A 22,046-nucleotide genomic window follows, 5' to 3' on the forward strand; every position below is an offset into this window, starting at 1 on the left:
TCCGGTCTCAGCCGAAGATTTCTTCGTCCAGCGCGTCGTACAACGCTTGGTACGCCTGGCCCGCCCGCTGCTGCTCGCGGACATGCCAGGCCAGCACCTGGGACCGCAGAACACGGCGTTGATTGCCCACGCGCTTGAACAACGGTATTTCTCCCGCATCGACACGCGCCGCGAGGTAGGGCCGCGAGACTCCGATCAGATCGGCCGCCTGCTGGGTCGTCAGCACGATCTCGTCGCCGGCGTCCCGGGACACCTCCCGTGACATGACCGGCTGAAGCAGTTGCGCACGCAACACGGCTTCAAACTCTTGCCTGAGCATGATCGCCTTTCCTTTCGACACGGTGAGGTGACGCTTCACCGCCTCGATGAACGGCTCCACGTTGATGATCGTCACGACCTCGGGAGCGCTCAATTCGGCGTCCGTCGCGATCGTGGTTCGGAGTCTACGCATGCTCGAAATCCTCGCAATACTCGAAACAGTAGTTGTTATACCGATTAATGCGAACTCCTCCAAGCGCTGGGTGCGCCTCTCTAGTCGAGGGTCCCCGCCCTTGGCCCACCCCATGATTGCGCTTAGCCTTCGGCATCCAGAAGAATGCGAACGGAGACCCTCATGGACCCAGCCCTGCACGACCGCCTGCGCCTTGTGTTGGCGCAGCAGCGCGCCGCGTTCGACCGCGAGCGCTTGCCGACGCTCGCGCAGCGCAGGGACCGGCTGGAGCGGCTGCGCAAGATGACCTCCACCCATGCGACCGCGCTGGCCGAGGCGATGGCCCGGGACTTCGGCCACCGCTCGCATCACGAGAGCCTGCTGGCGGACCTCTTCACCGTCGAGTCCGGCGCGCGCCATGCGCTGCGTCACGTGAAGCGCTGGATGGCGGTCAAGCGCGCCCCCACCGCCCTGCACTTCCTGCCCGCCGGCAACCGGCTGATGCCGCAACCGCTGGGCGTGGTGGGGATCGTCTCGCCCTGGAACTATCCGTATTACCTGGCGATGGCACCGGCGCTGGCGGCGCTGGCGGCCGGCAACCGCGTGATGATCAAGCCGTCGGAATTGACACCCGCCACCTCCGCGCTGATGGCCAGGATCGTCGCCGAACACTTCTCACCCGACGAGATGACCGTCGTCATCGGCGATGCCGAGGTGGGCAAGGCCTTCACCGAACTGCCGTTCGATCACCTGTTCTTCACCGGATCGACCGCCGTCGGCCGGCTCGTCGCGCAGGCCGCGGCGCAACACCTGACCCCGGTGACGCTGGAGCTCGGCGGCAAGTCGCCCGCGATCGTCGACCGCAGCGCCGACCTGACGCTGACCGCCGAGCGGCTGGCCTTCGGCAAGCTGCTCAACGCGGGACAGACCTGTGTCGCGCCGGACTACGTGCTGGCGCCCCAGGAACTGGTGCGACCGCTGGCAGACGCGCTCGCCGCCGCCGTGCGCCGCCACTATCCGCGCATCGCCGACAACCCCGACTACACCGCCATCGTCAGCCCGCGTCATCACGCGCGGTTGAAGGGCCTGCTGGACGACGCCCGCGCGCGCGGCGCCACACTGCTGCCGACGCACGACGACACGCCCGCCGACCGGCGCCTCGTACCGACGCTGCTGCTCGACACGACGCCCGACATGACCGTGATGCGGGAGGAGATCTTCGGCCCCCTGCTGCCCATCCTCCCCTACGGCCATCCGTCCGAGGCCATCGCCCATGTCAACGCGGGGGACCGCCCGCTGGCGCTCTACTGGTTCGGCGATGACAAGGTCGCGCGGGACGAGGTGCTCGCGCGCACGCATGCCGGCGGCGTCACCGTCAACGACTGCATCTGGCACCTCGGCCAGGAGGACCAGCCTTTCGGCGGCGTCGGCGCCAGCGGCATGGGCGCGTACCACGGCGTGTGGGGCTTCAACACGTTCAGCAAGCTCAAGCCGGTGTTCCTGCAGTCGCGCTTCGCCGGCACCAAGCTGTTCCATCCGCCGTACGGGAAGACCTTCGACCGCCTGCTCGGGCTGCTGAAGAGGATCGCCTGAGCGCGCCGGCATGAGCGCCGACATGAGCCTCGGAACCAGGCCGGTCGCCCCGGCCGCCGACGCCGATGCGGACTACGTGATCATCGGCGCCGGCTCCTCCGGCGCGGTGCTGGCGAGCCGCCTCAGCGAGGATCCGCGTTGCCGCGTCCTGCTGCTCGACGCGGGCGGGCGCGGCGATGGCTGGGTGACGACGACGCCGTTCGCGGGCGTGCTGCAGGTCGCCACGCGGCTCAACAACTGGGGCTTCGAGACCGAACCCCAACCCGGCCTGAACGGCCGCCGCGGCTATCAACCGCGCGGCAAGGCGCTGGGCGGCTCGTCGGCGATCAACGCGATGGTCTACACGCGCGGACATCGCAGCGACTACGACGCCTGGGCCGCCGCCGGCAACCCCGGCTGGTCCTACGACGAGGTACTGCCCTACTTCGTCCGCTCGGAGCGCAACGCGCGGCTCGGCGCGCCCTGGCACGGGCGGGACGGTCCGTTGCGCGTCGGCGACTTGCGCACCGACACGCCCTTGCACGCGGCCTGGCTGGCCGCGGCGCGCGAATGCGGTCACGCGGAGCGCGACGACTTCAACGGCGAGCATCTGGAAGGGCTGGGCGTCTATCAGGTCACCCAATTCGAAGGCGAGCGCTGGAGCGTCGCGCGCGGCTATCTGCACCCGCACCTGGCCACCCGCCCCAACCTGCGCGTCGAGACCGGCATGCGCGCGTTGTCTCTCGCGATGGACGGTCGCCGCGCGGTCGGCGTCGAGGTGCTACAGGACGGACGCCGACGCACGCTGCGTGCGGCCCGCGAGGTGATCGTCAGCGCCGGCGCCTTCCAGTCGCCGCAGTTGCTGATGCTGTCCGGCATCGGCGACGGCGCCGCGCTGCAGGCGCTGGGCCTCCCCGTGCGCCACCACCTGCCCGGCGTGGGCCGCAACCTGCACGACCATCCGGACTTCGTCTTCGGCTACGAGTCGGACAGCCTGGACCTGGCGGGCTTCTCGTTGCGCGCAGGCGCCCGCCTGCTCCAGCACATCGCGCGCTACCGGCGCGAGCGTCGCGGCCAGATCACCAGCAACTTCGCCGAGTGCGGCGGCTTCCTCGCCACGCGGCCCGGCCTGCCCGCGCCCAACGTGCAATTGCACCTGGTGGTGGCGCTGGTCGAGGACCACGCGCGCAAGCTGCGCTGGGGGCACGGACTGTCCTGCCACGTGTGTTTGCTGCGCCCGCGCAGCCGGGGCGCGTTGACGCTCGCCAGCGCCGATCCGCTGGCCGCGCCGCGCATCGATCCGGCCTTCCTGCAGGATCCCGAGGACGTGCGCGAGCTGATCGAAGGCTACAAGCTGACCCGCGACCTGATGCGCGCGCCCAGCCTGAGGGCCTTCTGGCGACGCGAACTGTGGAGCGCGGGCGTCGATGACGAGGCCGCGATCGAGTCGCTGCTGCGGCGGCGCGTCGACACCGTCTACCACCCCGTCGGCACCTGCCGCATGGGGCGCGACGAGCTCGCGGTCGTCGACGCGACGCTGCGCGTGCACGGCGTCGACGGCCTGCGCGTGGTCGACGCCTCGATCATGCCGGCGGTCGTCAGCGGCAACACGAACGCGCCGGCGGTGATGATCGGGGAGAAGGCGGCGGATCTCATCCGGCGCGGCGTTTGACCGACCGCGGTCGCCGCCGGTGGCGCGGGGATAATCGCGCCCCATGGTCCTCGCCGAAATCACCGGCCTCTTCCTCGCCTGGCTGGCGCGCCTGATCACCGGTGCGCAGGGGCACTGGAAAGGCTGTCCGCCCACGTCGGAACAGCGCATCTACTTCGCCAATCATCAGAGCCACTTCGACTGGGTGCTGATCTGGGCCTCGCTGCCCGGCGAGCTGCGCTCCCGCACCCGTCCGATCGCCGCGCGCGACTACTGGACCTCCAGCAAGCTCAAGACCTGGCTCACCAGCGCCGTCTTCAACGCCGTCTACGTCAGCCGCACCCGCGCCACTCCGGACGAAGACCCGCTCGAGCCGCTGGTCGACACGCTGCAGGGCGGCGACTCGCTGGTGATCTTCCCCGAGGGCACGCGCTCCAACAAGGGCGCGCCGCAAGCCTTCAAGGCCGGCCTGTATCACCTGTCGGAGCAGTTCCCGGACGTTCAATTGATCCCCACCTGGATCGACAACGTGCAGCGCGTCATGCCCAAGGGCGAGGTCGTGCCGGTGCCCATCCTGTGCACCGTCACCTTCGGCGCGCCCATCCGCATCGAGCCCGGCGAGGACAAGCGCGCCTTCCTCGAGCGCGCCCGCGCCGCGGTGATGGCGCTGCGCCCGGGAGGGTGGAAGGCATGAGGTGGCTCAAATCCCTGAACCCCGGCGAGCAGGTCGCCTTCCTGTTCGTCGTGCTGTTCGGCGCGCTGCTGGTGGTAAGCATCGGATCGGTGCTGTGGTCGTTGCGCGAGCGGCCCGAGGACGAGCAGGAGGAGTGGCAACGCCGCTGGTCCCATTTCCGGCACGAGCTCAACATGGTCTGGGTCGGTGCCTGCCTGTTCTGGGCCGCCTGGGTCTCGGGGCCGGTCGGCGCGACGCTGCTGTTCGGCGTGTTCTCGTTCCTGGCCTTCCGGGAATTCATCACCCTGCTGCACACCCGCCGCGCCGACCACCGCGGGCTGATCCTGGCCTTCTTCGTCATCCTGCCGCTGCAGTACGTGCTGGTGGGGACGCGCCACTTCGACCTGTTCTCGGTGCTGATCCCGGTCTACGGCTTCCTGGCGATCCCGGTGGCCAGCGCGCTGGCCGACGATCCGGCGCGGTTCCTGGAGCGCAACGCCAAGATCCAGTGGGGCATCATGGTCTGTGTCTACGGCCTGTCGCACGCACCGGCGCTGCTGCTGCTGGACATCCCCAAGTACCAGGGCCGCGGCGCCTTCCTGCTGTTCTTCCTGGTGGCCGTGGTCGCCTGCGGGCAGATGGCGCAGCAGGTCGCGACCGGCAAGCTGCGCGCGCGCCCGGTGGCGCGGCGCATCAGCCGCTCGTTCTCGATGCGGGCCTGGTGGATCGGCGCGTTCACCGCCGCGCTGGTGGGCGCGTTGCTGTACTGGATCACACCGTTCAAGGCCGGGCAGGCGGCGATCGCGGCCTTCGTGGCGGCGGGCTGCGGCAGCTTCGGCAGCTTCGTCATGCAGGCGCTCAAGCGCGACGCCGGCATCCACGCCTGGGGCAACCGCAGCGCCATCACCGGCGCGGTCGGGCTGTTGGACCGGATCGCGGTGATGTGCTTCGCGGCGCCGGTGTTCTTCCATTCGGTGCGCTGGTACTTCGGCGCGTGGATCTGAGGCGAAGGACCTGACATGCGCATCCTCGGCATCGACCCCGGCCTGCAGACCACCGGCTTCGGCGTCATCGACGCGGACGGCTCGCGGCTGGCCTACGTCGCCAGCGGCACCATCAAGACCAACGCCCTGCCCACCGGGGACCTGCCCGGCCGGCTGAAGATCCTCTACGACGGGATCCGCGAGGTGGTGTCGCGCTACCAGCCGCAGTGCGCAGCGGTGGAGATCATCTTCGTGAACGTCAACCCGCAGTCGACGCTGCTGCTGGGGCAGGCGCGCGGCGCGGCGCTGACGGCGCTGGTGTCCTGCGACCTGCACGTGTCGGAGTACACCGCCGTGCAGATGAAGAAGGCCATCGCCGGCCATGGCGGCGCCGCCAAGGCGCAGATCCAGGCGATGGTGCAGCGGCTGCTGGCGCTGCCGGGCGAACCCGGCAAGGACGCCGCGGACGCGCTGGGCATCGCGATCATGCACGCCCACGCGCGCGTGTCCTTCGAGGCGATGGGCCGCAGCACGACGCTGCAACGTCGCCAGCACGCGCAGTTCAAGGGCGGACGGACGTACTGAATCGAAGACGGCGCGCCGGGCCGGGCGCCGCCCGGATCCAGCGCCGGCGCTCGACAGTCGGCAGTCAAGCTGCGGGGCTGCCGGCGTTCATGCCATCGGCGCGTTGGTGCGCAGTTCCTCGTCCTGCCGTGCGACCTTGACCGCGTTGCGCCCGCTCGACTTCGCCCGGTACAACGCGGCATCGGCGCGCGCGAGCAGCTCGTTCGTCGACTCGCCGGGCAGCCATTCGGCGACGCCGAAGCTGGCGGTGACGGGCACGTCGCGCCGGACCCCGTCCAGGCCCACCACGCGGAACGGCGTCGCCGCCACCGCCTGCCGCAGCGCATGCGCGCGCGCCGACGCGATCTTGCGCTTGCAGGCCGGCAGGACCACCAGCAGCTCCTCGCCGCCGTAGCGGCCGATGACGTCGGCCTCCCGGACCACCGCGTCGATGCGCTGCGTGACCTCGCGCAGGATCTGGTCGCCGGCCAGATGGCCGTGCGTGTCGTTGATCAACTTGAAGTTGTCGAGGTCCACGAAGATCACCGACACCGCGCGCTCCTCGGCGCCGGGACCGGTGAGCAGGTCCAGCACGTCGAGCACGCTGCGGCGGCTGGCCGCGCCGGTCAGCGCATCCTCGGACGCCAGCTTGCGCCAGGCGTTGCCGGCCTTCTGGATCGGGTCCAGTACGCGCCGGCGCAGCCCTCGCCGCAGTGCCGCGAAACCGGCCGCGAACGCCAGCAGCGAAACCCCCAGGTAGTAGGTCAGATGCTGGTTGCGCCGTCCCTGCAGCGGGCCGGTGGGGATGGAGACCACCTGCGCGCCCACCACCTCGCCGGACTGCCACCCGAAGCCGTGGACCGGCCCGTACCGGTCCAGCAGGTTGGTCGGCGCGAGCGCCGGACTGCCGTGGCAGGCCAGGCATGAGGTGGAGGACACGGTGATGGGACGCGCGAAATGCATCGCGCGGCCGTCTTCGGTCGCGGCCGAAAACTCCGACGCCCGCGTCTTGCGGAACTGGTCGATGGCCAGCACCTCCCAGCCCGTCGCCCGGTTCTTCGGATTCATCGGATTGAGCGCCACCTCGCGATAGAGCTGGCCCGGGTGGAGCGTGTGCAGGTATTGCATCGTCTGGTTGGCGGCGAAGCTCGGCACCGAGGCGGGATGAAACTCCGCGGCGTCCTTCAGCAGCGTCTCTCGGACGTGCTCCGTGGTGAACTGGCGCACCGCCTGCGCCACGTCCATCTGCCGCAGCGCCGCATCGCGCAGATCGCGCTCGTACTCGCTCTGCAGGTGCAGATAGAAGCCCACGCACATGCATGCGTACACCGTGGTCAGGCCGGAGAAAAGGACGATGTCGAGACGACGAAGGGTACGCATGGCAAATCACCGACACGGCATCGCACGGTCGGGCATGAAGGCGGCGAGGGGCGGCGCGCGACGAGCTCAGCTCGTCAGCACCTGCGGTCGTGTCTCGCCGTACAGGGTGGGATGGAAGCTCAGGCTGCCGTCGGGCGGCGAGGTCGCCCACAGCAGCAGCAGCTCCGACGACATCGGCTTGGCGAAGAAATAACCCTGCAACTCGTCGCAGCCGAGCGCCACGAGGATCTCCATCTGGCGCTGGTTCTCCACGCCCTCGGCCACCACGCGCTTGCCCAGCGCGTGGGACATGCGGATCACCGCGTCCACGATGGAATGGGCGTGCTCGCTCTCGCCCAGATCGGTCACGAAGCTGCGGTCGATCTTGAGCTCGCGCGCCGGCAGCTCGCGCAGGTAGCTCAGGTTGGAGTACCCCGTGCCGAAGTCGTCGATGGAGATGTGCATGCCCGACTTCTGCAGATTGATCAGCGCCAGCCGGTAGGCCTCGGTGCTCTCCACGGCCAGCGACTCGGTGATCTCGCAGGTCAGCAGCGACGGGTGGATGCGGTAGCGCCGCAGGATGCCGCGGATGCGCTGCGGCAGGTTGGGCTGGAGCAACTGGCGGGCCGAGAGGTTGACGGCGATGCGCATGCGCACGCCCTGGCGGCGCCACAGGTGCGCCTGCCGGCAGGCCTCCTCGATCACCCAATCGCCGATCTCGTCGATGAGGCCGAACTGCTCCGAGATCGGAATGAAGACGGACGGCGGCACGATGCCGCGCTCGGGGTGCGTCCAGCGCAGCAGCGCCTCGGCGCCGGTGATCTGCGCCGAGCCGGCGTCGATCTTGGGCTGGAACATGAGGTGCAGCTCGCGACGCGCGATGGCGCCGCGCAGATCGCGCGCCAGATCGAGGGCCTCGTCGCTGGCCGGCGCGCGTTCCCCGCGGTAGAAACCGACCGAGCCGGCGCCCTTGACCTTGGCGCCGTACATCGCCAGGTGGGCGTGCGGCATCAGCTTCTGCGTCGGCCGATATTCCGGGTAGCAGCAGATGCCCACCGAGCAGGTGACGGAGATGTCCACGCCGGTCATGCCATGCGGCTCCGCGACCGCGGCCAGGATGCGCTCCGACGTCTTCTTGACCAGGGAGCGATCCCGCGGAGTCACCGCGAAGGCGGCGAACTCGTCGCCCCCGATGTGCGTGATCGCGTCGAAGGCGCCGGGCAACGCCCGCAGGCGGGCCGTCACGCTGAGCAGGATCCGGTCCCCGACGTCGTGGCCGAACTCGCGGTTGATGCGCTTGAAGCCATCCATGCCGATGAAGAAGACCGCGATCCCGTCCTGCGACTGCGCGCAATCGAGGGCCGCCTTGTTCAAGCGCTTCTCGAAGGCCTTGCGGCTGATCAACGGGCTGCCGCTGCCGCGGCGACGCACCGCCGTCACGGCCGATCGTGTCGATCGTTTCGATCCACGCCGGCGCCTCGCCAGGAAGCTCAGCACGACGAGGACCACAAGACCGGTCGCCGCGGCGACGGCCAGGGCCGACTGGATTGCAGGGGGCATGACAGTGAACTCCGCCAGATCAATCCGTCTCGTCAGACGCCGACTGCACGAACACGCGCGGCATCCATGGAACGAGCTCCGATACGGCCATCCCCCGTCGAGGCGCGCGCCGCGGCCCGTGCCGGCTCGGCGGCCGACGCGGTCGCCCGGGCGGGACGCCCCGCCTCGGAGAGCTGGAAGAAGTCGACCAGCAGCGACAACTGCACCGCCTGCTCCTTCAGGCTGTCGGCCGCGGCCGCGGACTCCTCCACCAGCGCGGAGTTCTCCTGCGTCATGCGATCCAGCTGCGTCACGGCCTGGTTGACCTTGTCGATGCCCTGGCTCTGCTCGATGGCCCCGGTGCTGATCTCGCCGATGATGTCGGCGACGCGCCGCACGCTGTCGACGATCTGGCCCATCGTCTGGCCGGCGTCGCCGACCAGGCGGGTGCCCGATTCGACCTTCTCGGCGGAGGCGCCGATCAGGCTCTTGATCTCCTTGGCCGCGGTGGCGCTGCGCTGCGCGAGGTTGCGCACCTCGGTGGCGACGACGGCGAATCCGCGCCCTTGCTCGCCGGCCCGGGCGGCTTCCACGGCCGCGTTCAGCGCCAGGATGTTGGTCTGGAACGCGATGCTGTCGATGGTGCTGATGATGTCGAAGATCTTCTGCGAGCTGGCGTCGATCTCCTGCATGGTGCCCACCACCTGCGACACCACCTCGCCGCCGCGCACCGCCACCTGCGAGGCCGCCAGCGCCAACTGGTTGGCCTGCCGGGCGGCGTCCGCGGCGCTGCGCACCGTGCCGGTCAGCTCTTCCATCGACGCCGCCGTCTCTTGCAGGCTGCCGGCCGCCATTTCCGTGCGGCCCGACAGGTCCGCGCTGCCCGACGCGATCTGCGCGCTGGCCGTGGCCACCGATTCGCTGCTGTCGCGCATGCCGGACAAGGTCTGAACCAGGTTGTCGCGCATCGTGCCCAGTGCCCGCAGCAGGTCGCTCACTTCATCGCGGCCGTTCGTCTCGAGGCTCTGCGTCAGGTCGCCGTCGGCGATCGCCCGGGTCAGCCGCACCGCCTCGTTGAGCGGCACCACGATCCGGCGCGACACGAACCAGGCCAGCAGGACCGCGAGCACCGCCGCGAAGACGACCTCGCCGATGATGAAGAGGCGGCCTTCGGAGAAGGTCTCGCTGCTTTCCTTGGCTTCGATGTCGGCGCGGTCCTCGTTGTGCTTCACCAGCTTGGCCAGCGGCTCCCTCAGCGCCAGGAACACGGTCCGGCCATCGCCGTTGAGCAGCGCCAGCGCTTCCTCGCGGCGGTCCTGCTCGATCAGCCGCTGGAAGCGGTCGTGCATGGCCATCCAGGCCGGATGACGGGCCTTGACGGTGTCGTAGATGGATTGCTCGGTCGAGTCCCCGATCGACGCGGGGTAGGCCTTGTCCAGTTGGTCGTACTCCTTGGACACCTCCGCGATCTGCCTGCGGATCTCCGCCTCGTCGCGCTGGGTCGTGGTGGCCAGGCGGTAGTCCAGCATGCGGAGCTGGTTGGCCTTCTCGCTCATCTGGCCGGCGTCGCGGACGCTCGCCATCCGGGCGGTGACCATGAAGTTGGTCTGGTCGTTGAGACGGTCCAGCCGGTCGATGGCGAAGGCGCCGAGCACCACCATCAGGACGACGAAGACAAGGAATGCCACCGCCAACTTTCCGGAGATCTTGAGTTGATTGAAGAGATTCATGATGGGGTACTGAAATGCATTGCGGGGACTCGATGCCCGGCAATGCGAGGCATCGAAACAGCGATCCGTCATCGGCCTTCCGGATCGGCGCCGCCAGGGGCTCCGATGCCACGTTCGGCAATGAATGCATGGTTCCATCACGGACGCCGTCCCACCATCCCACCATCCCACCTTTGTCCCGAAGCACGGGGCACATGTCATGCACGGGCTCCGTCATATGTCCGGGCCCGAATGGATCGAGGAGATGGCTGGGACCGCGCCATCGGTCCTCGACGGTGCGCCGATCGCCCGCCCGCGGCGCCCGTCGGACATCAGTCGGATGGCACGACCGCAGACCAGCGGCGAAGCTGACGATCAGGATCGAGCCGCCCATCGCGGGGGCTCGCGCAACGCAGCGCAGGTGTGATTCGAATGATCGTCTTCAAGCCGGGCAGCAAGTTCCTGCTCAATCAACAGCTGGTCACCGTGGACTACGTGATCGTCAACAAGAACGACCTGTTCATTCAACTGGTCGAGGTCGAGCAGCGATGCCGCCCGCAGGATCTCAAGCCCGTCGTCGCGCCGCCGCGCAAGCAGCCAGTCAAGCCGACCTGAGGTCTCGTGGCGCCAATGCCGCGCGCGTCTGGGCGCACGGCTTGCAGCTCGCGGTGCTCGCCATGCGGCACGCAGCACATGGCACGCGCTGGGCCGCGGTCGTTTCGCGCCCCGCTCGCCGCGGCTACAGGGTGCCGAAGTTGGACGGCGCCGTATGGCGCGATGCGCTCGCCGCGATGCGCCGCAACAGGTCCAGCGGCGCGATCGGCTTGTAGCAGAGCGAGACGCCGCGCAACGACATGCCCAGCTCGGGGTTCAGCACCTCGCCGGTCAGGATGATCATGGGCACCTCGGGCCAGTGCTCGCGCATCAGGCGCATCGCGTCCAGCGCGTTCTTCTCGTCGGGCAGGCGGTAGTCGCTCAGCAGCACGTCCGGCGCCCGTTCCAGGTAGGGCAGTTCCTTGCGCATCTCCGCGATCGATCCCCAGGCCTCGTAGAGCACGCCGTGCGCCGAGAAGACGGCGCCCAGGGTCTCGCGCACCAGCACGTCGTCCTCGATCACCACCACGTACTGGCCCCGCGCCGCGTCGATGCCGCCCTGCGCGAAGTCCTGATGTGGGATCTCCTCGAACAGCGGGGCGACCACCGACGTCGGGATCGCCAGGCTGAAGGTGCTGCCCTGGCCCACGGTCGAGACGATGGAGAGCTTGTGGTCCTTCAACAGCGCCAGCATGGCCGACACGATGGACAGGCCCAGGCCGACGCCCTTCTCCGCCTCCGCATGGCGGTTGTTGATCTGGAAGAAGGGCCGGAAGATGACGCCGCTCTGCAGCACCTCGGCGGAGATGCCGATGCCGTTGTCCTGCACGGCGATCCGCGTCGTGGCGCCGTCCTCCACCAGCTGCACCTTGACGTGGCTCTGCCGCGCGCCGGACATCGATCGGTACTTGATGCCGTTGCTGATCAGGTTGGTCAGGATGCGCTGCAGGAAGTGGCGGTCGCTGCGCACGAAGACGGGTTTGCCGACGGGGCCCTCGAACTCGATGAGCGTGTGGCTGGCCTGCGCGATCGAGCGCGTCTGCTCGACCGTCTCGCGGATCGTGGAGACCAGGTCGAAGTCGGACAGCTCGGCCTCCACCAGGCCGGAATCCAGTCGCGAGAGGTCCAGAATCGCGGACAGCTGCGAGCGCATGTTGGCGGACGCGCGGGTGGCCATCTCCACCAGGCTCAGCGCGTTGGCCGTGTGCCCGGCGCGGATGGCGCCGCCGATCGGATCGAGCGCGTTGCCGATGGCCTGCAGCGGCTGGCGCAGGTCGTGGACCGCGTCGGCCAGGAAGCGGGACTTGTCCTGGTCGCGCCGCTCGGCCTCCAGGCGCAGGCGGTCCTTGAATTCGAGCAGGGACTTGGAGCGCTCCTGCTCGGTGCGCATCGCCGCCTCCAGCGATTCATTCATCTGCCGCATGCGCGCCGCCGTGGACTGGTGGCGGCGCTCCTCCAGCAGGCGGTGCGCCAGCGCGAGCGAGAACAGCAGCACCGCGATCGCCGACCCGATCTGCGGAGCCACCTCGAAGTTGATGCTGCTCTCCAGGATCCGCGTGGCGCCGACCATGTCGAGGGTATGCAGGGCCGAACCGACCAGCACGCCCGAGAAGGCCACGAGGAAGATCTTGGCGGGCACGTAGCCCTTGCGGGCCTGATGGAAGGCCAGCGCGAAACACCCGATCGTCACGACCAGTTGAACGCCCAGCGCCACCCGCACCGCGACCGGGAAGTCGAGCCGGCTGACCGCCGCCACCAAGCAGGACGCGACCAGCACGGGCCACCCGTGGAACCGGGTCCACCACGGCGGCTTGCTGCCGCTGCGCACCAGCTGGATGGTGAACGAGGTCAGGAAGCCGCCCGCCAGCAGCAGGAAGACGATGCGGCACCAGTCGTTCCAGCCGATGGCGTTGGGCCAGAGGTACTGGAAGGCCAGGCCGTTGTAGCTGAGGATGAACGCCGCCGTCATCAGGATCCAGCCGCTGTAATGCAGGTAGATGCGGTCCCGCACGACGAGCAGGATGATGAAGTTGCTCAGGAAGATGGCGCCCATCAGCCCGACGTAGATGCCGTTGACCAGCATCGAGAAGCGCTCCTCGCGCTCGAACGCCTGCGGCTGCCAGGCGCTGAGCGGAAAGCGCATCGAGCCGGCGGTATCGACCCGGGCGATGATCTCGATCACGTCGCCCGGCCTGGCGGCCACGGGCACGACGAAGTTCCTGGTCAGGTAGGGACGCTGGTCGAAGGGCTGCCTGTCCCCGAAGTGCCAGGCCTGCCACGGCTTGCCGGCGTTCAGCCGGACGTACAGGTCGACGTTGTCCAGCAGCGGGTAACTCACCTCCAGCAGCACGGGTCCCTCGGCGGGCCCCACGCGCAGCGGCTCGCTCTTGAACCAATGGGGTGCCGTCCCGAAGCCGTAGCTGGCCGACGACCAGGGCCGGCGTTTCCAGGCCGCGTCGGGCAGCGCGGCGACGTCGGTGATGCGCAGCGGCTCGCCCTGCTCGATCAGGTAGGCCACCGCCAGGCGTTGGCGCCCGGGCTCGGTTGTCTCCGCGGCGGCGGGGCCGTCGGGGGCCTGCCCCGCGGCGTGCGCCGGACGCGCCGTCCACCACCCGCAGAGCAGGATGAGCAGCAGCAGCAGCAGCAGCGGCAGCAACGATCGCGCGAGCGAGCCAACGCGCATCGCGTCACGCCGACGCGTCCCGGCCGAGGCCGTGTTCACGTGCGCCCCTCGCGGGGCGACGAGACCTTGAGCCGGCGGCGCGACACCTCGATCATCAACTCGGTGCGCCGCGCCACGCCGAAGAAGCGCAGCAGGTCCGACACATACGACTTGCGCACCGTGCCTTCGCTGATGCCCATGCGATTGGCGATCGCTTTGTTGGGCAGGCCCTGGCAAAGGTAGTACAGCACCTCGCACAGCCGCGGCGACAGGCCCAGCGCCTCGGTCGAACAGCCGTAGGGCCCGTCCGCTTCCGCCTTCGCGCTGCGCTTGATCATGGAGGCGGGCAGGTAGACCCCGTCGCCCAGCACGGTCTCGATCGCCTTCTGGAAGACGCTGCCGTCGCCGACCGCCTTGGTGATGTAGCCCGACGCGCCCTGAGAGATGCAGGACAGCACCGTGGCGCGGTCATCGTCGCCGGACAGCATGATCGCGCGGCACGGCATTTCCCGCTCGCGGATGAACTGCAGGATGTCCAGTCCGGAGTTCGGCGTACCCAGGTCGATATCGAGGAAAACGAGTTCGAAGGTCATGCCCGCCAATCGGGCGATGGCCCCCTCGTAGGTGCTTTCCTCGTGAATGCGATATTGCGGCGCGGCCTTCTCCAGCAGAGAGCGCATACCCGCCCTGACCAGGCCGTGATCCTCGACGATCAATACATCCGCCTTGCTCGCTCCATCCATCATCGTGTCCACATCGGCACACCGTGCCATTTCCTGACTGAAGATCCCTGATCGCGTGATTTCCGGCGGCGACGCGCCATGCCTCGTTCTGTCTGAAACGATAACAAGCTTGCCCAGGCATCGCCACCGGACAAATGTCCCAGCAAGCGAGGCCTTCCGCGCACAGCATGACAGGTGTCGGATGGGCGAGACGGATCGGAATCGAAAAACTCCCTGGAAACGGACTTTCAACCGCGCGCCGCGCCGGCGCGGGCCCGGCGTCCAGGCGCCGGTGTCGCGGCCGTCATGCCGCCATCACGCGGCGCCGCCACGCCCGATCGCCGCCCGCGGCGTCCGGGCGGCGGCCGGGCACGGCACGGGCCCGGTCATCCAAGGGATATCAATGAGAAGTAACGAAGAAACTCGAGTCGCGGAATTCCTGGTATTGATCAAACCCGTTTCCCTGGGGTTTCAGATCCTGGGCCTGATGTTTTTCATTCTGGCGTGGGGACTGGCCGACGCGTCTTACCGATACGAAGCCTGGCACGTATTGCTGATCATCGGGCTGGCCGCCGCGTCCATGGCGGGCAGCTGGTTCACGAGGTTTCTCTCGAACTTCTCCATCCTCACGGTCTGGATCGAGGCGGCCGGTTTCGTCATCCTGGCCCAACCCACCGTCGACCGCGTCTTCTGGGAAACTTGCCTGGGCATCATCATTTCACTCGTGATCGCCCCGGTTTACTCCCGGCTGCGCGAGTACATTCTTGTCGCCTGCGGCGTGTGGCTGATCTTCGGAGGAGGCGCCCTGCTGCAGGCCCCGCATGGCGGCGACACGTTGTGGGCCGCGATATTGATGCCGTCCGTGATCGCGCTGGGGATGCTCTTGAACACCATCTTTTCAAGAATCCACCTCGAGAGCGTGACCTTGCGCAAGGAGCTGGAGCGGCTCGCCTACAAGGATGCGTTGACCGGCATCGACAACCGGCGGCGGCTGCTGGAAGAGATCCAGCGGCTGCATGCGTGCGGCGGTCTGACGGACGCGTGCTTCCTGATGATCGACGTGGACGACTTCAAGCGCATCAACGACGAGTTCGGACATGCCCAGGGCGACCAGGTCCTGCAGGCGGTGGCGGACGCGATTCAGCGCATGGCGGAGGACGGCGCCGTGGGCCGGCTGGGCGGCGAGGAGTTCGGCGTCCTGCTGGCCTCGGGCGGCGAAGCGCGCGCGGCGCGGGTGGCGCGGCGGATCCTCGACGAGGTGCGCCGGCTGGAGGTCGGCGGCCGCCCCGTCACCGCCAGCATCGGCGCCGCCGCGGCCGGCGGGTCACGGCCGGTCTCCGAGATGCTACGCGAGGCGGACGTGGCGATGTACGACGCCAAGCGGCAGGGCAAGGACCGGCTCGTGTTCCGTCACGGCTCGTCGTGCCAGTAGTCGAGGTCGCCCTCGCCCGCCTTGCGGATCGCCTCGAAGTCGCGGCCGCCGTCCGCGCGCCGCTCGGTCTCGGCCATGAACTTGCCGGAGTCGGGATAGAGGCAGACCTCCGGCTGCTCCATGGTGCTGATGGACAGGTACTTGATGGGCGCGTCGGAGGTGTTGAGGATCTGGTGCGAGTACTCGGGGCCGGCGGGGATGAACATCACGTCGCCGGCCTTGATCGGCAGCAGCTCGCCAGCCACGCGCAGCGTGCCGTGGCCTTCGAGGACGATGAACATCTCTTCCTGCGCGAAGTGCAGGTGGTAGGGGCAGGTGCACTTGCCGGGCTCGACGATGTCGTAGGACGCGCCGAGCTTCCTCGCCGCGGTGCCCGGCGCGAGCCGCACGCCACGCGCGTCATAGTTCGGCGGCCGCTGGAAAGGCTTCAGCTCCGCCTCGTGGAAGTTGCGGATCAGCAGCGCGGCGAGGGCCTGGGCGCGGTCGTTCATGCGGGATCTCCTGGCGGATGGCGAGGGTGGGCGACGAAGGCCGCAGGCTAGCCGCCCGGCCTGCCGACAGCAAATGCGGGGAAATGACGCCGACGTGGAATAAGCTGGGCCTCCCCGGTGTTCCTGCATTACCCCAACCAAGGAGACCCGCATGACCGCATCCCTGAAGTTCATCGCCGCCGCCGCCCTGATGGCCTTGGCCGGTCTGGCCACCGCGCAGCAAGCCCCCGCCATGGTCAAGGACGGCACGCTGGTCGGCGCCAACGACATGACGCTCTACACCTTCGACAAGGACATGGCCGGCAGCGGCAAAAGCGTCTGCAACGGCCCGTGCGCCACCAACTGGCCGCCGCTGATGGCGCGCCCCGACGACAAGACCTCCGGCGACTGGACCATCATCACGCGCGACGACGGCAGCAAGCAGTGGGCCTACAAGGGCAAGCCGCTGTACTTCTGGACCAAGGACGCGAAGGCCGGCGACCGCGGCGGCGACGGCATCAACCAGGTCTGGCACGCCGCCAAGCCCTGAGCGCCGAGTCCCGCGCGTCGACGACGTCCGCCCCGCCTCCGATCCGACTGCCCGATGACCCTGGTCCTGGAAGAAGCCCTGCCGCTGATCCCGCGCCTGCGCCGCCATGCGCGGCTGCTGTGCGGCGACGCGGCCCGGGCGGACGACCTGCTGCAGGACACGCTGGAACGCGCCGCCCGCAAGGGCGCGCTGTTCCACGCCGACGGCCCCGGCCGGCCGGATGCGCTGCGCGGCTGGTTGCTGACGCTGATGCATCGGCTCTACCTCAACCAGCGCCGCGACGCGCGCGAGGCGCTGCACGATTCCCTCGACGAGGACGACACGCCGCTGCCGCTCGCGCCCGAGCCCCAGCAGCAGGTCGCCCTGCGGCTGGACCTGGAACGCGCGCTGGCCGCGCTGCCCGCCGCCTCGCGCGAGATCCTGCTGCTGATCTGCGTCGAGGAGCTCAGCTACCAGGACGCGGCCGGCGTGCTGGACGTGCCGCTGGGCACGGTGATGTCCCGACTCTCCCGCGCCCGCGACCGGCTGCGGACCCTGATGACCGACGGCGCCCCGGCACGCGCGCCGCTGCGGGTGGTGAAGTGAGCGCCGCGCCATGACCCAAGACAACGACATCGACGAGGCCACGCTGCATGCCTACGTGGACGGACAGCTCGGCGCCGAGCGCGCCGCGGCCGTGGCGGACTGGCTGCTGCGGCACCCGCGCGTGGCGCAGCAGGTGCTCGGCTGGCGCGAGCAGCGCGACGCGCTGCGGGACCTGCGCCGCGACTGGCTGGACGAGCCCGTCTCGCCGCACCTGACCGCCGCGCTGCGCCGGCCCGACCCGCGACGTCCGTTCTGGTCGCACGCCTGGGCGGCCGGGCTGCTGCTGGTGGTGGCGATCGGCGCCGGCGCGGCCGGCGGCTGGGGCGGCCACGCCTGGTGGTACGCCAGGAAGGAAGCCGCGGCCATGGCGGCGGCCGATGCCGCGGCACGCGCCGCCGGCCGCGACCCGTCGGTGCCGGAGTACGTCCGCGACGCCGCCATCGCGCACGCCGTCTATCAACCCGAGAAGCGCCATCCGGTGGAGGTCGGCGTCGACCAGGTCGATCACCTGATCCAGTGGCTGAGCAAGCGGCTGGGTCAGCCGCTGTATGTCCCCACGTTGCACGACTACGGCTGGAAGCTGGTCGGCGGCCGCCTGCTGCCGGCCGGCGACGACTCCTCCAGCGACGGCGCGCTGGCCCGCGCGCAGTTCATGTACGAGAACGACGCCGGCGAGCGCTTCACGCTCTACATCAGCACCGGCGCGGCCTCCCGCGAGGCGCCGGTGGCCTTCCGCCTGACGCGCCGCGTCGAGGCCGGGCAGACCACGCGCAGCCTGTACTGGATCGATGGCAAGCTGGCCTACGCGCTCAGCGGCGGCTTCGATGAAAAACGCCTGCGCGTGCTCGCCGATCTGGTCCATGCGCGGATCGGCATGATCGCGCGTGCCTCGACGTCGTCATCAGCGTCGCCGTCGCCGTCGGCGTCATCGCCCTGACCTTTCGACGGTCACAAGCCGGCGGGCACAATGCGCCGCCATGTCCCTCACACGCCTGATCGCCGGCCACATCCGTGGCCATTGGCGGCCCTATGCCGCCAGCGCGCTGATGCTCAGCACCATCGCCGTCCTGACGGTCTGGATCCCGCGACAGGTCGGCCACGTCGTCGATGCGCTGGTGTCCCACCGGCTCGCCGGCTGGGACCTGGTCGGCCAGCTCGGCCTGCTGGTGCTGGCCGGCCTGGCGATCTACCTGCTGCGGGTCGGCTGGCGGCTGGCGCTGTTCGCGACCGCCTATGAGCTCGGCCGCACGCTGCGCATGCGGCTCTACGCGCAGCTGACGCGGCAAGGCCCGACCTTCTTCCACGCGCAGCGCACCGGTGACCTGATGGCGCTGGCCACCAACGACGTCGACGCCATCGAGATGGCGGCCGGCGAGGCGCTGCTCGCCGCCTTCGACGGCACGCTGACGCTGATCCTGGTGCTGGGCATGATGACGCTGGGCATCGACTGGCGGCTGGGCCTGGCGGCGCTGATCCCGTTCCCGTTCATGGCCTATGCGTTCTGGCGCATCTCGAATCACGTGCACGTCGCCTGGGCGGACTCGCTCAAGCGGTTCTCCGCGCTGAACCAGCAGGTGCAGGACAGCCTGGCCGGCGTGCGGACCGTGCGAGCGCTGGGCTTGATGAAGCGCAGCCGCGAGCAGTTCGGCGAGCTGGCCCGCGATGCCGGTGGCGCCGCCTATCAGGCGCAGCGCTGGGAGGCGATGTTCGAGCCCGCCGTCGGCCTGTCGCTGAGCGCGGCGACCGTCATCGCGCTGGGCGCCGGCGCGTGGCTGGTGGGCACGAACGCCATCAGCATCGGCCAGCTCACCGCCTTCACGATGTACCTGGGCCAGTTGATCTGGCCGATGTTCGCGGCCGGCTGGGTGCTGTCGCTGCTGGAGCGCGGCCGGGCCGCGTGGTCGCGGCTGCACCCGGTGCTGGACGCGCCGGACGGTCTGGTCGACACCGGCACCCGCGACGTGCCCGCTCACGCCGACATCGCCTGGGACCACGTGGGCTTCCAGTACCCCGGCATGGCGGTGCCGGCGCTCGCGGACATCGCGTTGACGCTGGCGCCGGGCTGCACGCTGGGCATCGTCGGCGCGACGGGCTCCGGCAAGTCGACGCTGCTGCGCCTGCTGCTGCGGCAGTACGAGCCCACCTCCGGCAGCGTGCGCCTGGGCGGCGTCGCGGCGCCGGAAATCCGTCTCGACGCGCTGCGTCGCGCGCTGTCGTGGGTGCCGCAGGAACCCTTCCTCTTCTCCGCCTCGGTGGCCGACAACATCGCCCTCGCCCGCCCGGACGCGACGCGCGAGCAGATCGCGGAGATGGCCGAGCTCGCCGCCGTGCACGACGACATCGCGCGGCTGCCGCAGGGCTACGACACGATGGTGGGCGAGCGCGGCGTGACGCTGTCCGGCGGCCAGCGCCAGCGTGTCGCGATCGCGCGGGCGCTGCTGGCGGGCGCGCCGGTGCTGCTGCTGGACGACGCGCTGTCGGCCGTCGACAGCGGCACCGAGACGCAAATCCTCGACCACTGGCGCGAGCTGCGCCAGCGCCATCCGGAGCGCAGCCTGGCGGTGGTGAGCCACCGGCTCTCGGCCGTGATGGAGGCCGACGAGATCGTCGTGCTGAAGCAGGGCCGCATCATCGAGCGCGGCCGGCACGACGAGCTCATCGCCCGTGGCGGCTGGTACGCCAGCCAGTGGCGTTATCAACAACTGGAGGCCAGCCTTGACGCAGCCTGATACCGCCCCCGTCGACGACGACGTCGGCGCGACTGCTGGCGCGACGGCCAAGGGCAGGCCCACCCCGAGCGAGCAGCCCAACACCGACCATTCCCCGCGCGAGGCGCTCGCGCTGCTGGCGCAGGCCGCCGCGCCGGAACGCCGCGGCCTGATCAAGGGCCTGGGCTGGCTGGTCGTGGCCGCCGCGCTGGAAGCGATCGGCCCGATCCTGGGCAAGCACTTCATCGATGCGCACGTGCTGCCGCGCGACTTCGACCTGGGCGCGATGGGACTGCTGCTCGGCGCGATGCTGCTGGCCGGCTGGACGGCGAGCCTGCTGCGTTACTCGCAACTGCGGCGCATGGCCTCGGTCGCGCAGCGCTCGGTGCTGCGGCTGCGCGAGCAGGTCTATGCGCACGTGCTGGCGCAGCCGATGGCCTTCTTCGATCGCAGCATCACCGGCCAACTGCTGAGCCGCATCACCAACGACACGGACGCGGTCAACAACCTGTACCGGCAAGTGCTGTTCGTGATGCTGGACTCGACGATCGTCGTGCTGGGCGCGCTGGTCGCGATGGCATGGCTGGACTGGCGGCTGATGCTGATCGTGCTGGCGCTGGTGCCGGCCAGCTCCACCATCATCTGGCTCTACCAGCGCGCCAGCAGCGGCCCGGTGCAACGCGCCCGCGCGCTGCGCGCCGAGCTCAACGCGCAAATGGCCGAGAGCATGGCCGGCATGGCGATGCTGCAGTCGGCCGGCGCCGCGCAGCGTTTCGCCGCGCGCTACGAGAAGGCCAACCGTGCGCAGCTGGACGCGCGCGTGCAGGAGCTGCGCGCCAACGCCTGGCTGCTGCGGCCGGCGCTGGACCTGCTGAACGTGCTGCTGATCGTCACGGTGATCTACGGCTTCGGGCTGCGCGAGCTGTCCGGCCTGGAGATCGGCCTCCTCTACGCGTTCCTGGCCTACATCGCGCGCGTGGTGGAGCCGCTGATCCAGATCACGATGCAGTTCAGCCAGTTGCAGCAGGCGCTGGTGGCCGCGTCACGCGTGCGGGCGCTGCTGCGCGAGCCGTCGGAGCCGCGCGCCTATCGGCCGGAGCTGGTGGTGGGCGCGGGCGCGATCCACTTCCAGCACCTGCACTTCGCCTACAAGCCGGATCACCCGGTGCTGCAAGACCTGGACCTCGACATCCCGGCCGGGAGCTTCGTCGGCATCGCGGGTCACACGGGCTCGGGCAAATCGACGCTGCTGGCGCTGCTGCTGCGTTTCTATCAACCGCAGCAGGGCCGCATCCTGGTGGATGGACTGCCGCTGGATCAACTGCCGGAAGCGACCTTCCACGACGCGTTGGGGCTGGTGCCGCAGGAGCCGTATCTGATCGCCGACACCGTGCGGGAGAACATCCGCATGGGCCGCGCGATCTCGGACGAGAAGATCGAGCAGGCGGCGCGCTCGGCGCGTGCGCATGAGTTCCTGTCGGCGCTGCCGCAGGGGTATGACAGCCGGTTGGGGGATGGCGGGCTGGCGGTGTCGACGGGGCAGAAGCAACTGATCGCGCTGGCTCGCGCGCTGGCGGGGGATCCTCGCATCCTGCTGCTGGATGAGGCGACGGCCAACATCGACAGCGCGACGGAGGCGCAGGTGGGTGAGGCGCTGAAGGCGTTGCGGGGACAGGTCACGGTCCTGGCGATCGCGCATCGACTGTCGACGATCCGCGAAGCGGATCAGATCGTGGTGCTCAACCACGGCAAGCTCGCGGAACGGGGGACCCACGAGGCGCTGATGGGCATCGAAGGCGGGCTGTATCAGAGGTTGGTGCAGTTGCAGGCGTTGGAGGAGTGA

Annotated in this window: 19 protein-coding genes; 12 read left to right on the forward strand and 7 right to left on the reverse strand. The window is 69.5% G+C overall.

Annotation, left to right across the window (positions count from 1 at the left end):
* Nucleotides 1–7: 7 nt before the first annotated feature.
* A complete protein-coding gene (locus CDN99_RS28590) occupies nucleotides 8–412 on the reverse strand; it encodes a helix-turn-helix domain-containing protein (RefSeq protein ID WP_158218751.1) in 405 nt (134 codons plus the stop codon).
* A gap of 201 nt (nucleotides 413–613) precedes the next feature.
* Here CDN99_RS28590 and CDN99_RS04540 point away from each other — a divergent pair, with 201 nt between their 5' ends.
* Genes CDN99_RS04540 through ruvC form a run of 5 tightly spaced genes read left to right on the forward strand, consistent with a single transcriptional unit; the run spans nucleotide 614 to nucleotide 5,894 of the window.
* A complete protein-coding gene (locus tag CDN99_RS04540; protein WP_088382921.1) occupies nucleotides 614–2,023 on the forward strand; it encodes a coniferyl aldehyde dehydrogenase in 1,410 nt (469 codons plus the stop codon).
* A gap of 22 nt (nucleotides 2,024–2,045) precedes the next feature.
* Nucleotides 2,046–3,674: a GMC family oxidoreductase gene (locus CDN99_RS04545; RefSeq protein WP_088383418.1), complete on the forward strand. Its 1,629-nt coding sequence runs from the start codon at nucleotides 2,046–2,048 to the stop codon at nucleotides 3,672–3,674.
* A 43-nt stretch (nucleotides 3,675–3,717) separates the two neighbouring features.
* Complete coding sequence (locus CDN99_RS04550) at nucleotides 3,718–4,347, forward strand: lysophospholipid acyltransferase family protein (protein ID WP_088382923.1); 630 nt, start codon at nucleotides 3,718–3,720, stop codon at nucleotides 4,345–4,347.
* The gene (locus CDN99_RS04555) at nucleotides 4,344–5,330 is read left to right on the forward strand and encodes a phosphatidate cytidylyltransferase (protein WP_088382925.1); all 987 of its coding nucleotides are present in this window, start codon (nucleotides 4,344–4,346) and stop codon (nucleotides 5,328–5,330) included. The genes CDN99_RS04550 and CDN99_RS04555 overlap by 4 nt, the downstream gene beginning before the upstream one ends.
* Before the next feature lie 15 nt (nucleotides 5,331–5,345).
* On the forward strand, nucleotides 5,346–5,894 hold the full coding sequence (gene ruvC / locus CDN99_RS04560) for a crossover junction endodeoxyribonuclease RuvC (RefSeq protein WP_088382927.1): 549 nt from the start codon (nucleotides 5,346–5,348) through the stop codon (nucleotides 5,892–5,894).
* A gap of 87 nt (nucleotides 5,895–5,981) precedes the next feature.
* On the opposite strand, the gene CDN99_RS04565 is transcribed toward ruvC, so the two are convergent.
* The 3 genes from CDN99_RS04565 to CDN99_RS04575 form a co-directional block, all read right to left on the reverse strand.
* Nucleotides 5,982–7,253 (reverse strand): sensor domain-containing diguanylate cyclase, encoded by a 1,272-nt coding sequence (locus CDN99_RS04565; RefSeq protein ID WP_088382929.1) that lies wholly within the window; start codon nucleotides 7,251–7,253, stop codon nucleotides 5,982–5,984.
* Between the two features lie 66 nt (nucleotides 7,254–7,319).
* The gene (locus tag CDN99_RS04570; RefSeq protein WP_088382931.1) at nucleotides 7,320–8,792 is read right to left on the reverse strand and encodes a putative bifunctional diguanylate cyclase/phosphodiesterase; all 1,473 of its coding nucleotides are present in this window, start codon (nucleotides 8,790–8,792) and stop codon (nucleotides 7,320–7,322) included.
* Between the two features lie 32 nt (nucleotides 8,793–8,824).
* Nucleotides 8,825–10,501 (reverse strand): methyl-accepting chemotaxis protein, encoded by a 1,677-nt coding sequence (locus CDN99_RS04575; RefSeq protein WP_158218752.1) that lies wholly within the window; start codon nucleotides 10,499–10,501, stop codon nucleotides 8,825–8,827.
* Nucleotides 10,502–10,912: 411 nt separating this feature from the next.
* Here CDN99_RS04575 and CDN99_RS04580 point away from each other — a divergent pair, with 411 nt between their 5' ends.
* On the forward strand, nucleotides 10,913–11,095 hold the full coding sequence (locus CDN99_RS04580; RefSeq protein ID WP_088382935.1) for a hypothetical protein: 183 nt from the start codon (nucleotides 10,913–10,915) through the stop codon (nucleotides 11,093–11,095).
* A 124-nt stretch (nucleotides 11,096–11,219) separates the two neighbouring features.
* On the opposite strand, the gene CDN99_RS04585 is transcribed toward CDN99_RS04580, so the two are convergent.
* Nucleotides 11,220–13,796 carry a hybrid sensor histidine kinase/response regulator gene (locus CDN99_RS04585; protein WP_088382938.1) on the reverse strand — a complete coding sequence of 859 codons (2,577 nt, stop codon included), beginning with the start codon at nucleotides 13,794–13,796 and terminating at the stop codon, nucleotides 11,220–11,222.
* A complete protein-coding gene (locus CDN99_RS04590; protein ID WP_238139356.1) occupies nucleotides 13,793–14,479 on the reverse strand; it encodes a response regulator in 687 nt (228 codons plus the stop codon). The genes CDN99_RS04585 and CDN99_RS04590 overlap by 4 nt, the downstream gene beginning before the upstream one ends.
* Nucleotides 14,480–14,660: 181 nt before the next feature.
* Between CDN99_RS04590 and CDN99_RS04595 the strand changes: the two genes are divergently transcribed.
* On the forward strand, nucleotides 14,661–15,890 hold the full coding sequence (locus CDN99_RS04595) for a GGDEF domain-containing protein (protein ID WP_088382942.1): 1,230 nt from the start codon (nucleotides 14,661–14,663) through the stop codon (nucleotides 15,888–15,890).
* Here the strand turns inward: CDN99_RS04595 and CDN99_RS04600 are convergent.
* Nucleotides 15,869–16,381, reverse strand: a complete 513-nt coding sequence (locus tag CDN99_RS04600) for a cupin domain-containing protein (RefSeq protein WP_088382944.1) — start codon at nucleotides 16,379–16,381, stop codon at nucleotides 15,869–15,871. The genes CDN99_RS04595 and CDN99_RS04600 overlap by 22 nt on opposite strands.
* A 151-nt stretch (nucleotides 16,382–16,532) precedes the next feature.
* On the opposite strand from CDN99_RS04600, the gene CDN99_RS04605 reads away from it, so the two are divergent.
* From CDN99_RS04605 to CDN99_RS04625, 5 genes are read left to right on the forward strand one after another with little or no spacing between them, the layout of a single operon-like run.
* Complete coding sequence (locus CDN99_RS04605) at nucleotides 16,533–16,910, forward strand: COG4315 family predicted lipoprotein (RefSeq protein WP_088382946.1); 378 nt, start codon at nucleotides 16,533–16,535, stop codon at nucleotides 16,908–16,910.
* A 54-nt stretch (nucleotides 16,911–16,964) separates the two neighbouring features.
* On the forward strand, nucleotides 16,965–17,495 hold the full coding sequence (locus CDN99_RS04610) for an RNA polymerase sigma factor (RefSeq protein ID WP_088382948.1): 531 nt from the start codon (nucleotides 16,965–16,967) through the stop codon (nucleotides 17,493–17,495).
* 10 nt (nucleotides 17,496–17,505) lie between these two features.
* Entirely contained in the window at nucleotides 17,506–18,432 is a 927-nt protein-coding gene (locus tag CDN99_RS04615) for an anti-sigma factor family protein (RefSeq protein ID WP_193531674.1), read from the forward strand.
* A 40-nt stretch (nucleotides 18,433–18,472) separates the two neighbouring features.
* On the forward strand, nucleotides 18,473–20,224 hold the full coding sequence (locus CDN99_RS04620; RefSeq protein WP_088382950.1) for an ABC transporter ATP-binding protein: 1,752 nt from the start codon (nucleotides 18,473–18,475) through the stop codon (nucleotides 20,222–20,224).
* Nucleotides 20,211–22,046, forward strand: coding sequence for an ABC transporter ATP-binding protein (locus CDN99_RS04625; protein WP_088382952.1), 1,836 nt, complete (start codon nucleotides 20,211–20,213; stop codon nucleotides 22,044–22,046). Before CDN99_RS04620 ends, CDN99_RS04625 begins: the two co-directional genes overlap by 14 nt.

The sequence above is a fragment of the Roseateles aquatilis genome (assembly GCF_002205645.1).
Classification (GTDB): Bacteria; Pseudomonadota; Gammaproteobacteria; order Burkholderiales; family Burkholderiaceae_C; genus Roseateles; species Roseateles aquatilis.